General features: G+C 62.6%; 10 protein-coding genes. 1 reads left to right on the top strand and 9 read right to left on the bottom strand.

What is annotated here, in order from left to right; all coding sequences use genetic code 11:
• Window positions 1–56: 56 nt before the first annotated feature.
• The 3 genes from glmM to rlmE all read right to left on the bottom strand — a co-directional run bounded on the left by glmM (window position 57) and on the right by rlmE (window position 4,257).
• Entirely contained in the window at window positions 57–1,403 is a 1,347-nt protein-coding gene (gene glmM / locus K8I04_15375) for a phosphoglucosamine mutase (protein ID MBZ0073096.1), read from the bottom strand.
• 187 nt (window positions 1,404–1,590) lie between these two features.
• Window positions 1,591–3,504 carry an ATP-dependent zinc metalloprotease FtsH gene (gene ftsH, locus K8I04_15370; GenBank protein ID MBZ0073095.1) on the bottom strand — a complete coding sequence of 638 codons (1,914 nt, stop codon included), beginning with the start codon at window positions 3,502–3,504 and terminating at the stop codon, window positions 1,591–1,593.
• Between the two features lie 105 nt (window positions 3,505–3,609).
• Window positions 3,610–4,257 (bottom strand): 23S rRNA (uridine(2552)-2'-O)-methyltransferase RlmE, encoded by a 648-nt coding sequence (gene rlmE, locus K8I04_15365; protein MBZ0073094.1) that lies wholly within the window; start codon window positions 4,255–4,257, stop codon window positions 3,610–3,612.
• A 220-nt stretch (window positions 4,258–4,477) separates the two neighbouring features.
• Here rlmE and yhbY point away from each other — a divergent pair, with 220 nt between their 5' ends.
• Window positions 4,478–4,822, top strand: a complete 345-nt coding sequence (yhbY, locus tag K8I04_15360; protein ID MBZ0073093.1) for a ribosome assembly RNA-binding protein YhbY — start codon at window positions 4,478–4,480, stop codon at window positions 4,820–4,822.
• 18 nt (window positions 4,823–4,840) lie between these two features.
• Here yhbY and K8I04_15355 read toward each other — a convergent pair whose 3' ends face one another.
• From K8I04_15355 to K8I04_15330, 6 genes are all read right to left on the bottom strand, one after another.
• A complete protein-coding gene (locus K8I04_15355) occupies window positions 4,841–5,296 on the bottom strand; it encodes a DUF4149 domain-containing protein (protein MBZ0073092.1) in 456 nt (151 codons plus the stop codon).
• 409 nt (window positions 5,297–5,705) lie between these two features.
• Window positions 5,706–6,182 carry a transcription elongation factor GreA gene (gene greA, locus K8I04_15350; protein MBZ0073091.1) on the bottom strand — a complete coding sequence of 159 codons (477 nt, stop codon included), beginning with the start codon at window positions 6,180–6,182 and terminating at the stop codon, window positions 5,706–5,708.
• On the bottom strand, window positions 6,179–9,400 hold the full coding sequence (carB, locus tag K8I04_15345) for a carbamoyl-phosphate synthase large subunit (GenBank protein ID MBZ0073090.1): 3,222 nt from the start codon (window positions 9,398–9,400) through the stop codon (window positions 6,179–6,181). The genes greA and carB overlap by 4 nt, the downstream gene beginning before the upstream one ends.
• 100 nt (window positions 9,401–9,500) lie before the next feature.
• The gene (gene carA / locus K8I04_15340) at window positions 9,501–10,637 is read right to left on the bottom strand and encodes a glutamine-hydrolyzing carbamoyl-phosphate synthase small subunit (GenBank protein MBZ0073089.1); all 1,137 of its coding nucleotides are present in this window, start codon (window positions 10,635–10,637) and stop codon (window positions 9,501–9,503) included.
• A gap of 243 nt (window positions 10,638–10,880) precedes the next feature.
• Window positions 10,881–11,690, bottom strand: coding sequence for a 4-hydroxy-tetrahydrodipicolinate reductase (dapB, locus tag K8I04_15335; protein ID MBZ0073088.1), 810 nt, complete (start codon window positions 11,688–11,690; stop codon window positions 10,881–10,883).
• Between the two features lie 521 nt (window positions 11,691–12,211).
• Window positions 12,212–12,754: a hypothetical protein gene (locus K8I04_15330; GenBank protein ID MBZ0073087.1), complete on the bottom strand. Its 543-nt coding sequence runs from the start codon at window positions 12,752–12,754 to the stop codon at window positions 12,212–12,214.
• Window positions 12,755–13,196: the final 442 nt, after the last annotated feature.

The raw sequence follows: 13,196 nt of genomic DNA, 5'->3' as shown, positions 1-13,196 counted from the left end.
GGTCGGGATATCGAAACTGCGATACCCACACTCCCCTAGTTCCTAGCTCCTAGTTCCTAGTCCCTGATCTCCAGCAACCGAGCCACCCGCTCGGCCAGTTCGGTGGCCTCCCGCTGGACCTCGGCCGCGTCCTCGCCCTCGACCATGACCCGCACCACGGGCTCGGTGCCGGAGGGGCGCAGCAACACCCGGCCGCGCCCGGCCAGGCGTGCCTCGCTGGCGCGCACCGCGGCCCCGATGGGGAGGTGCTGGGCGAGATCCACGCGGTTGCTGACCGGCACGTTGATCATATGCTGTGGATACTTGCTCATGCCGCCACGCAGTTCGGCGAGCGACAGGTCGCGCCTGGCCATCTCGGTCAGCACCTGCAGGGCCGAGACGATGCCGTCGCCGGTACTGGTCCGGTCCAGACAGATGATGTGGCCGGAGGACTCGCCGCCGAGCTGCCAGCCGCGCTCGACCAGCATCTCCAGCACATAGCGGTCGCCCACCGCTGTGCGCACCAGTTCGATGCCATCGCGCTGCAGGGCATGCTCCAGGCCGAGGTTCGACATGACCGTACCGACCACGCCACCGCCCAACCGTCCCGCCTGCTGGCGCGCGCACGCGATGATGTAGAGGATCTCGTCACCGTCGAGCAACTGGCCCTCGTGATCGACCAGGATCACCCGGTCGCCGTCGCCATCCAGCGCGATGCCGATGTCGGCACCCGTCTCCAGCACCTTGGCCTGCAGCGCGGCCGGATGGGTGGAGCCACAATCCTGATTGATGTTGAGGCCGTCGGGCTCGTCACCGAGGGTGATGACCTCCGCACCCAGCTCGTCGAACACCGCGGGTGCGACCTTGTAGGTGGCACCGTTGGCGCAATCGACGACGATCTTGAAACCGCGCAGATTGAGGCTCATCGGCACGGTGCTCTTGCAGAACTCGATGTAGCGGCCTTCGGCGTCGATCATACGCTCGGCCTTGCCGAGCCGGTCGGAAGCGACGGTCTGCATGGGCTCGTCGAGCATCCGCTCGATCTCCAGCTCGACCTCATCGGGGAGCTTGGTGCCGCGGGCGGAGAAAAACTTGATACCGTTATCGGCGAACGGATTGTGCGAGGCGGAAATGACGATGCCGGCGCAGGCGTGCAGGGTGCGGGTGAGATAGGCAATGGCCGGGGTCGGCATCGGGCCGAGCAGCCGGATGTCCATGCCGGCGGCGGACAACCCCGCCTCCAGGGCCGATTCGAACATATAGCCGGAGATGCGCGTGTCCTTGCCGATGAGCACTTTGTCGCAGTCGCTGTTACCGAGCACCCGCCCGACCGCCCAACCCAGCTTGAGCATGAACTCCGCCGTGATCGGCGTCTCGCCGACCCGTCCACGGATGCCGTCTGTCCCGAAATATTTTTTGCTCACCGTCACTCTCGCTTACCCCGATGCCCGCTGCGGACATCCGTCACTCATGTTCATTACGTCCCTTGGAAGAGCTGCATTGTACACGACCCCGATCCGCCACCCGCACCGCCGGTGCGCCTTTTATGACAGAAGCCCAAAAACAAAGCCCCGCCGAAGCGGGGCGTAAAACGTTGTTGCTGGAGGGCACTCAGTGCTGGCTGGCCGGACCGCCGATGGGGCCGGGCTTGGGCGACGCCGGGGCCTCGCCGGTGACCGCGGTGCCACCGCCGGAGGCCGGCTTGTCGTCCTCCCAGTCCTTGGGGGCTCGCGGTGGCCTGCCGTTCATGATGTCGTCGATCTGCTGTGCGTCGATGGTCTCGTACTTCATCAGCGCCTCGGCCATGATGTGCAGCTTGTCCATATTATCCTTGAGAAGCTGCGTCGCCCGCTGGTAGTTGCGATCGATGATGGCCCGGATCTCCTCGTCGATGACGAGCGCCGTGCCGTCGGAGACACTCTTGTGCTGCGTGACGGAATGGCCGAGGAACACCTCGCCCTCATCTTCGCTGTAGGTCAGCGGGCCGAGCCGCTCGGACAGACCCCACTTGGTGACCATGTTGCGCGCCAACTCGGTCGAGCGCTGGATGTCGTTGGATGCACCGGTGGTCACCTTGTCGAAGCCGAATACCAGCTCCTCGGCGACGCGTCCGCCGAACAGACTGGAGATGCGGCTCTCCAGGCCCTGCTTGCTGTGGCTGTAGCGGTCCTCTTCCGGCAGGTACATGGTCACGCCCAGGGCGCGGCCGCGCGGGATGATGCTGACCTTGTAGACCGGGTCGTGGTCCGGCACCAGCAGGCCGACGATGGCGTGGCCCGACTCGTGATAGGCGGTGAGCTTCTTCTCGTCTTCGCTCATGACCATGGAACGGCGCTCGGCGCCCATCATGATCTTGTCCTTGGCCTTTTCGAAGTCCTCCATCTCGACCGTGCGCTTGTTGGTGCGCGCGGCGAACAGGGCGGCCTCGTTCACCAGGTTGGCCAGGTCGGCCCCGGAGAAGCCGGGGGTACCGCGGGCGATCAACTGCGGCTTGACGTTGTCGGATACCGGCACCTTGCGCATGTGTACCCGCAGGATCTGCTCGCGACCACGCACATCAGGCAGCGGCACCACCACCTGGCGGTCGAAGCGGCCCGGACGCAGCAGCGCCGGGTCGAGCACGTCCGGACGGTTGGTGGCGGCGATGACGATCACGCCCTCGTTGCCCTCGAAGCCGTCCATCTCGACCAGCAGCTGGTTGAGTGTCTGCTCCCGCTCGTCGTGACCGCCGCCCAGGCCGGCGCCACGGTGGCGGCCGACGGCGTCGATCTCGTCGATGAAGATGATGCAGGGGGCATGCTTCTTGGCCTGCTCGAACATGTCGCGCACGCGCGAGGCACCGACGCCGACGAACATCTCGACGAAATCGGAACCGGAGATGGTGAAGAACGGCACCTTGGCCTCACCGGCAATGGCCCTGGCGAGCAGTGTCTTACCGGTACCGGGCGAGCCGACCATGAGGACGCCGCGCGGGATCTTCCCGCCGAGCTTCTGGAATTTGCCAGGATCGCGCAGGAATTCGACCAGCTCGCTGACCTCGTCCTTGGCCTCCTCGACGCCGGCGACGTCGGCGAAGGTCACCTTCACCTGATCCTCGCCCAGCATGCGTGCGCGGCTCTTGCCAAAGGACATGGCCCCGCGACCGCCCGCACCGCCCTGCATCTGGCGCATGAAGAAGATCCACACGCCGATCAACAGCAGCATGGGGAACCAGGAGATGAAGATCTGGGTGAGCAGGCCCTGCTCCTCACGTGGCTTGGCCACCACGGCCACGCCGTTGGCCAGCAGGTCGTCGATCATCTTCGGATCGTTGGGCGTGTAGGTCTGGAAGCGCTCGCCGGTCGCCATCTCGCCGAGGACGGTATTATCCGTGATGGTCACGCGCGCGACGTTGCCGTTTTTGACCTGGGCAATGAAGTCGGAGTAGCCGAGCGTGTTGGCACGCGGCGTGGGCGGTCCGAAACTATTGAACACGGACATCAGCACCACGGCGATGACCACCCACAGAATCAGATTCTTGGCCATGTCGTTCAAGCTTACCTACCTCGCCTGTCTAAGGCTTACTAACTGCCTGTTAATTCTGTGAAGATTGGGTGCAGCCGCGGCTGACCGGTTCCAGGATCGACCTTACTACAGTTTCCGACCACTAGCCACCAGATAGACCTCACGCGAGCGCGGCCGCGAGGCCTTGGGTTTGCGCACCACCACCCGCTCGAAATCCCGCCGCAGATCCCGTACCAGGGCGTCGAAACCCTCGCCCTGAAAGACCTTGGTGACGAAGGTACCGCCCGGTTTGAGATGTTGGCGGACAAAATCCACTGCCAATTCCACCAGATACATCGCGCGTGGCTGATCCACTACACCTACCCCCGAGATATTGGGGGCCATGTCCGACATTACAAGGTCGACCGTGCGCCCACCCAGCGCGTCCTCGAGCCGCGCCAGCACCGCCTCGTCACGGAAATCACCTTCAATGAATACCACTCCCGGAAGGGGGTCCATGGGCAGGATGTCGAGGGCGATGACGCGGGCTTGCACGGTCCGGCCGGCCTGGCCGGCCGCTACACCCAGCACCCGGGTGGCGTATTGCGACCAGCTGCCCGGGGCCGCCCCCAGATCAACGACCGTCATACCGGGCTTGAGCAGCCGGTACTTCCGATCCAACTCCTCCAGCTTGTAGACAGCACGCGAACGCCAGCCCTCACGCTGTGCACGTTGGACGTACTCATCGTCGAAATGTTCCCGCAACCAGCGGCTGCTGCTTTTGCTACGTACCATTGGAGAGTCTTTTGAACCGCCAAGACGCTAAGAGCGCCAAGAAACCCTATTCAAACCGCCAAGGCGCCAAGACGCCAAGAAATCCTTTTTACTCGAAACATCTTGGCGTCTTGGCGCCTTGGCGGTTCAAATTCGCTTGGCGCCCTTGGCGTCTTGGCGGTTCATATATTCCAGTATCAGCTTTCGGAGTATACTGCGCGCCCGTTCGCGAGCCCTGACCATGAATCTCACCGATACACAGAAACGCCATCTGCGCGGCCTTGGCCACGCCTTGAAACCTGTCGTCATTGTCGGCAATGCCGGGTTGACCGAGAATGTCCTGGCCGAGATCGTGCAGGCACTCAGCCATCACGAACTCATCAAGGTACGCGTCAACGCCGCCGACCGCGAGACCCGCAGCGCCTTGATCGAAACCATCTGCACCCAGGTCCGGGGCGAACCCGTCCAGACCATCGGCCACATCCTGCTGTTGTTCCGACGCAATCCGAAGAAGCTGCGCATCTCGCTGGGTTCAATCAAAAAGCGTTCAAAAACAGCCGGTGACGAGAAACCCGGGAAGCGCTGACCAACACCCGTCCATGCCTCACGGCGCGGACGGTTGTACGCGCCGGCCCCAGGTCAACAGCAGTACCAGCCCGAACAGCGCATTGATCACATAGAGCGCGAAGGCGGCGCCATGCAGCCGACCGAAGCGTGCGGCCTCGGCGGAACCTGCGGGGAGGCCGGTCTCACGCAGCGCCGCGATCTGTGGCGCGAGGGCGAATTCGCTGACCAGGATCGAGCCCAGCATCAACACCAGCAGCAGGGCCGGCATGCCGGCACGCGCCGCACCCAGGCGATTGCGCAGCAACAGCAAGGTGCCGATGACCAGTCCGGCGTAATTCAGGCGGTGGAACAGCACCCCGGCGATGGTCCCGGCCGTCGACCGGTCCAGCTCGGCGAACAGCACCGGCACGACCATCAGGCCCACCGTCCACAGCGCCCCGACCCACAGCGCCAGCAGCGCGCGGTCCAGTTCGTTGGTGGCCTTGGTGATCATTGCTGGTTGCATAACGTCGAAGGTGCGCCAAGGTAATTCGAAATTCCATTGGCCACGGAAACACACGGAACAACACGGAAAAGATTCATTGTATAAAGCCAGGAAACCAAACTGCGAGGTATGATCCTGGGTTTACCTATTGAAGGAACCTCCGATTAATTCGTCGTACCGTCATTGCGAGCGAAGCGAAGCAATCTCCATCGACGCAGATCAACAGTTTGCGTCGCTGCGCCCATAGAAGCCCTGCGGGCTTCATTATGAGTACCTCACCCTTCGGGTCTAGGCATCCTCGCAATGACGAAGTAATCAAAGGTTCCTGAATTCTTTCCAGGTTGTTCCGTGTGTTTCCGTGGCCAATAACGGTTTAATGGCTTGATGGTTCAAGTAAGCACCATCAGGGTTTGAACCCCTACTCGTAGCGCACCTCGACGATCTCGAAATCCCGGGCGCCGCCCGGGGTCTGCACGGTGGCGACGTCGCCCTCCTGCTTACCGATCAGTGCACGGGCGATGGGCGAGTTCACCGAGATCAGGCCCGCCTTGATGTCGGCCTCGTCCTCACCGACGATCCGGTAGGTCATTTCCTCGCCGCTGTCTTCCTCGGCAATGACGACGGTGGTGCCGAAGACCACCGTACCGGTGGCCGGCATCTTGGTCACGTCGATGATCTGGGCGTGGCTCAGCTTGCCCTCGATCTCCTTGATGCGACCTTCCACGAAGCTCTGCTGTTCGCGCGCGGCATGATACTCGGCGTTCTCCTTCAGATCGCCGTGGGCACGCGCATCGGCGATGGCCTGGATGATGCGTGGGCGCTCGACTGTCTTCAACTGCTGCAGCTCCGTGCGCAGTTTTTCCGCACCGCGCACCGTCAAGGGTACCTTGCTCATACCGGCACCTCCTCATGCAGGGTCTGCAGCCGGTTGACCTCGACGTTGTCGAGGCTGTCCAACGCCAGGCTGGTCGCCTTGCCGTGTGCCAGTGTGGTGCTGTAGTTCACCTTGAACTGCAGTGCACTGCGACGGATGGTGTACGAGTCGGCGATGGCCTGCTTGCCCTCGGTCGTATTGACGATATACCGGATCTGGTTGTTCTTGATCATATCCACGATGTGCGGCCGGCCCTCGGCCACCTTGTTGACGACCTCCACCGGGATACCGGTCGCGGCGATCGCCGCCGCGGTACCGCGGGTCGCCACCACCTCGAAACCGTGCTGCACGAAGGCACCCGCCAGGGCCACGGCCCCGGCGCGATCGGTCTCGCGCACGCTGATGAAAATCTTGCCGCTGGCAGGTAGTACCACGCCGGCGCCCAGCTGCGCACGCCCGAAGGCGGCGCCGAAGCTGCGACCGACCCCCATCACCTCACCGGTGGACTTCATCTCCGGCCCCAGCAGCGGATCGACGCCGGGGAATTTGACGAACGGGAACACCGCCTCCTTCACCGAGAAGAACGGTGGGATACGTTCGCGCGTGGCATTCTGCGCGGCCAGCGAGGTGCCGACCATGCAGCGTGCGGCGATCTTGGCCAGTGGCCGCCCGGTCGCCTTGGAGACGAAGGGTACGGTACGCGAGGCACGCGGGTTGACCTCCAATACGTAGAGGTCATCACCCTTGATGGCGAACTGGGCGTTCATCAGGCCGACCACTTGCAACTCCAGGGCCATGGCGCGCATCTGCGCCCGCAACCGGTCCTGGATCGCGGCGCTCAGGGTGTAGGGCGGCAGCGAGCAGGCCGAGTCGCCGGAGTGCACGCCGGCCTGCTCGATATGTTCCATGATGCCGCCGATGAGGACGTCGGTACCGTCGCAGATGGCGTCGACGTCGACCTCGACGGCATCATCGAGGAAACGGTCGAGCAGCACCGGCGATTCGTTGGAGACCTTCACCGCCTCGCGCATGTAGCGTTGCAGATCGTCTTCGTTGTAGACGATCTCCATGGCCCGACCGCCGAGCACGTAGGATGGCCGCACCACCAGCGGATAGCCGATCTCGGCGGCGAGGCGGGTGGCCTGCTCCTCGGTGCGCGCCGTGCGGTTCGGTGGCTGCTTGAGGCCCAGCTTGTCGATCAGCTGTTGGAAACGCTCACGGTCCTCGGCCAGGTCGATGGAGTCCGGGCTGGTACCGATGATGGGCGCACCGTTGGCCTCCAGTTCGCGTGCGAGCTTGAGCGGCGTCTGGCCGCCGTACTGCACGATCACGCCGCGCGGCTGCTCCTTGTCGATGATCTCCAGCACGTCCTCGAGCGTCAGCGGCTCGAAGTACAGACGGTCCGAGGTGTCATAGTCGGTCGACACCGTCTCCGGATTACAGTTGACCATGATGGTCTCGTAGCCGTCCTCGCGCAGAGCGAGCGCGGCGTGCACGCAGCAGTAGTCGAACTCGATGCCCTGGCCGATGCGGTTGGGCCCGCCGCCCAGCACCATGATCTTGTCGCGCGCGGTCGGATTGGATTCGCATTCCTCCTCATAGGTGGAATACATGTAGGCCGTGTCGGTGGCGAATTCGGCGGCGCAGGTGTCGACCCGCTTGTACACTGGGCGCACGCCGAGTTCACGGCGCAGGTCGCGGATCTCCTTCTCGGGGGCGCCGAGCAACCGTGCCAGACGGCGGTCGGAGAAACCCTTGCGCTTGAGCTGGCGCAGAAAATCGGCCGTCAGGCCCGCCTGGCCGGCGACCCGTACCTCGCCCTCCAGGCGGATGAGTTCCTCGATCTGCGCCAGGAACCAGGGATCGATCCGGGAGATGTCGTAGACCTCCTCGACCGACATGTCCATGCGAAAGGCGTCGCCGACGTACAGGATCCGTTCCGGCCCGGCCTCATAGAGCTCGCGCCGCAGGATGTCGCGCGCATCCTCGGCCTTGGGATCGACGCGCTCGTCGAGGCCATCGATGCCCGTCTCCAGGCCGCGCAGCGCCTTTTGCAGCGACTCCTGAAAGGTGCGGCCAATGGCCATGACCTCACCCACCGACTTCATCTGGGTGGTCAGGCGCGGGTTGGCCTGCGGGAATTTCTCGAAGGTGAAGCGCGGCACCTTGGTGACCACATAATCGATCGACGGCTCGAATGCGGCCGGTGTGGCACCCCCGGTGATGTCGTTCTTGAGCTCGTCCAGGGTATACCCGACGGCGAGCTTGGCGGCGACCTTGGCGATCGGAAACCCGGTGGCCTTGGAGGCCAGTGCCGAGGAACGCGACACGCGCGGGTTCATCTCGATGATGATCATGTGGCCGTTGTCAGGGTTGACGGCGAACTGCACGTTCGAACCGCCGGTATCCACGCCGATCTCGCGCAGCACCGCGAGGGACGCGTCACGCATGATCTGGTATTCCTTGTCGGTCAGCGTCTGTGCCGGCGCCACGGTGATGGAGTCACCGGTGTGTACGCCCATCGGATCGAAGTTCTCGATGGAACACACGATGATGCAGTTGTCGTTGTGATCGCGCACCACCTCCATCTCGTATTCCTTCCAGCCGAGCGCCGATTCCTCGATCAGCAACTCATTGGTCGGCGAGAGGTCCAGGCCGCGCTCACAGATCTCGACGAACTCCTCCTTGTTGTAGGCAATACCGCCACCGCTGCCGCCCATGGTGAAGGAGGGGCGGATGATGGTCGGAAAGCCGATCTGCACCTGCACCTGCAGCGCCTCTTCCATGCTGTGGGCGATGGCCGAACGCGGCATGGACAGACCGATCTTCTTCATGGCCTGCCGGAAGCGATCGCGATCCTCGGCCTTGTCGATGGCGTCGCGGCTCGCACCGATCATCTCCACACCGAACTGCTCCAGCACACCGTGTTTGGCGAGATCCAGCGCGCAGTTCAGCGCCGTCTGACCACCCATGGTCGGCAACAGCGCATCGGGGCGCTCGACCTCGATGATCTTCGCCACCGTGCGCCACTCGACCGGCTCGATGTAGGTGGCATCGGCCATTTCCGGATCGGTCATGATGGTCGCCGGATTGGAGTTCACCAGGATGATCCGGTAGCCCTCCTCCTTGAGCGCCTTACAGGCCTGCGCGCCGGAATAGTCGAACTCGCAGGCCTGCCCGATGACGATGGGACCGGCGCCGAGGATCAGGATGCTGTGTATGTCGGTACGTTTTGGCATATCAACTCAGATACAAGATGCAAGTTGCAAGATACAAGTCACTTCAAGATATGCAAAGAGATGCGATCTTCTCTTGCATCTCGCATCTTGAAACTTGTATCTACCGTTTCATCATTTCGATGAAACGGTCGAATAACGGCGCCACGTCTTGCGGGCCGGGGCTCGCCTCGGGGTGGCCCTGGAAACCGAAGGCCGGGCAGTCGGTACGTTCCATGCCTTGCAAAGTGCCATCGAACAGCGAGCGGTGCGTTGCTTGCAGATTTGCCGGCAGGGTCGTCTCGTCCACCGCGAAGCCGTGGTTCTGGCTGGTGATCAGCACCGCGCGGCTGGCGAGATCCTGTACCGGGTGGTTGGCACCGTGGTGGCCGAATTTCATCTTCATGGTGCCGGCGCCGCTGGCCAGACCGAGCAGTTGATAGCCGAGGCAGATGCCGAACAGCGGCAGCTTGCGGGTGGTGAACTCGCGGATCGCCGCGATGGCATAGTCGCAGACCTCGGGATCGCCCGGCCCGTTGGACAGGAACACGCCGTCCGGCGCGAGTTTGAACACCTCGCTCGCCGGTGTCTGGGCGGGTACCACTGTCAGGCGGCAGCCGCGGTCGACCAGCATACGCAGCATGTTGCGCTTGGCGCCGTAGTCATAGGCGACCACGTGGTAAGGCAGCTCCTCCTCGAGGGGGTGCGGCGCCGTCGGCAGGCCGCCCTCCAGGGTCCAGCTGCCCTGAGCCCATTCATAGGGCCGATGCGTGGTGACCTCCTTGGCGAGGTCCATGCCTGTGAGGCCGGGAAAGGCGCGCGCAGCGGCCAGCGCGGCGACCTCATCGAGCGCGTCGCCGGCCACGATGCAGCCGGCCTGCGCCCCCTTTTCGCGCAGGATGCGGGTCAGCCGGCGGGTGTCGACGCCGGCGATGCCAACGACGCCGCGTCGCTGCAGATAGGCTCCCAGCGTCTCGCGGCAGCGCCAGTTGCTGGCGCGCAGTGGCACGTCGCGCACCACCAGCCCGGCGCTGTGGATGTGCGCACTCTCCTCGTCTTCGGGATTGACACCCACGTTACCGATGTGGGGATAGGTGAGCGTCACGATCTGCCGTGCGTAGGAAGGGTCGGTGAGGATCTCCTGATACCCGGTCATCGCCGTATTGAAGACCACCTCGCCCGTGGTCTGCCCAGCGGCGCCGATCGATTCGCCCCGGAACGTACTGCCATCTTCCAGGACCAGCAGGGCCGGCTTCCGCACGGGGACCTCCAAGTATCTCCAAGTATCGGATATGCAAAGCGGGAGGGTCCGTGCCGGACCGTCCCGCTCAATGGAATGGATGCGCTGCCGCAGTGGCGACCACGGGAGCGGATTGTAGCGGACACCACCCGACCTGTCTATTCGTGACGGTCATGTTTCGCGCAAACACTGCGCTGGGAAATCAGTGCGGTAGCCGCTGGCCTGGAGCGGCCCCGAAGAGAGCCGGGCGGGCTTGGGGTGCGCTCAGCTTCTGAGGTCGAGCACATCCTGCATGTCATACAGCCCGGTGGCGCGACCCATCAGCCAGTCGGCGGCGCGTACCGCACCCCTGGCGAAGGTCATGCGGCTGGAGGCCTTGTGGGTAATCTCGATGCGCTCGCCGATGCCGGCGAACAGCACCGTATGGTCACCGACGATGTCGCCGGCGCGGATGGTCTCGAACCCGATGGTCTTGCGATCGCGCTCGCCGGTGACACCCTCGCGACCATAGACGGCGCAGTCCTTCAGATCGCGGCCAAGCGCGGCGGCCACCACCTCGCCCATGCGCAGCGCCGTGCCCGAGGGCGCATCGACCTTATGACGGTGGTGTGCCTCGATGATCTCGATGTCGACCTCATCGCCCAGCACCCGCGCGGCCATGTCCAGCAGTTTGAAACACAGGTTCACGCCCACGCTCATGTTGGGCGCGAACACGATACCGATCTCAGTGGCAGCCGCCTGAAGCTGCGCCTTCTCGGCGTCGCTGAACCCGGTCGTGCCGATGACCATGCGCCGGCCGGCGACCCGGCACATGGTCAGGTTCGCCAGCGTGGCCTGCGGGCGGGTGAAATCGATCAGCACATCGAACACGCTGGTCAGCGCCGCGACGTCGGCCGTCAGCGGCACGCCGATCTCGCCCACGCCCGCCAGCAGCCCGGCATCCGAGCCGAGGAGGTCATGTTCGGGATGCTCGAAGGCGGCCGTGACGACGACGCCCTCGGCCTGGTGGACGGCCTCGATCAGGGTGCGGCCCATGCGGCCGGCGGCGCCGGTGATGGCGATGCGGGTGGTCATGCGGTCGGTCTCGTCGTTCGCTTGTGGATGGGCGGGAAGACTAACTGATTCAGCGGGTTTGGGGTACCCGGGAGGGGGGCGGCTTGGTGGTCTGCTGCGGGTGGCGTCATTGCGAGCGGAGCGAAGCGATCTCGCTGCCGAGTGCTGCCCTGGCCTTTATTCCGCCCCTGCCGGGCGGGTTACTTTCTCCTGCTTGCCCAAGAGAAAGTAACCAAAGAGAAGGGCACCCCGACGGCTTGCCCCGCTGCGCGGGGTTCCTTGCGCTCCTCGCCCTTTTGCGCGCTCGCCTGACTCGCAGTTCGCTCGGCACCGGCTACGCCGGCACCGCTCGAACAGCTCAAACAAGAGGCTCGCTTCATCGCAAAAGGGCTGCGGTGCTCGGCTGCACCGACGGGGACGGTGAAAATCAAAACCGACAAAGGGCCGGCGTCTGCGACACCGGCCCTTTGCGTAGAATGAGTTAAGCGAAGGCGCGAACCATGAGTTACGGCAAATGACACCTTCATTCACCTTACGAGTTCTCAACGACGAGATAGCTTCGGGAAAAACCTTTTATGCTTATCTGAGCATCGATCTACCCACCATTTATTTACTCCAACAATACTTACCAAGGTGCCCACCGCCATCATCACATACCCAAGATAGACAAGCTTGTAGAGCTTAGCGATTGACATGGGCGCGGCATAAGTTGATACAAGCGGAATCAGCAAGTCAGGGAGAAAAAGCACAATGGAGAAACCACTTATCATTATGGCCAACCCTCCAGGAAAGAGAGGAAAACTAGATTTGGGTGGCAAATACTCCCGCTTGGCACACTGCTCAATCGACATAAGCATATCTGTAATAACTGCCGCCTGTTCGCGTATGCGTGGCGGCACATCTGTGTGCAAACACGGACTCGTCAAATACTTATAAATCAATTCTCTCTCGCTTTCTGAATAAACCTGTATCAATGCGTTGTTCATTGAATCTGTCAGCGCCATAGCCTGCTTTGCAGCCTCACGATTGGCAATCATTGATATATGCCGTTTTGCTTCTTCATACAGATATGCTTGAACGCCCATACGCGTTGTGACGCTTTAATTCCATGCAAACCGAGATAGACCAAAGGACACCAGGATAAAGGACGCCATATCATCTCTTCGGATCATATACACAACTATGCGCTCAGCCGATAGACGCCTGGAACTTGAGCCAGTATTTTCTCATCTTCGGCAGACTCAAGCTTGACGCTCAAATATGCCGAAAACTGCCGTTCGTAACCCGGATTGATAACGAGACCATTGTTCGAAAAAACCTTAGCCAGAGATATTCCTGAATTGTTAATCAGTTTCCGATTAACGGAAACGGTTATCGAGTTTTTATCTAGGGCAACTCTGATTAAGTCCCAACATCTGCGATAATACGCGCATGGTTCACAACGGTTAGGTATCGATGAGACAGCAGACTTTCGCCACCGGTGACTTTGAACGCTACCGCAAGCCGACTCGGCGGGAACAGTTTCTG

This window comes from Gammaproteobacteria bacterium (assembly GCA_019911805.1).
In the GTDB taxonomy this organism is placed as follows: Bacteria; Pseudomonadota; Gammaproteobacteria; order Thiohalobacterales; family Thiohalobacteraceae; genus JAHJQQ01.
Note: the sequence above shows the minus strand (reverse complement) of the source record. Positions and strands in the feature narration are given on the sequence as shown.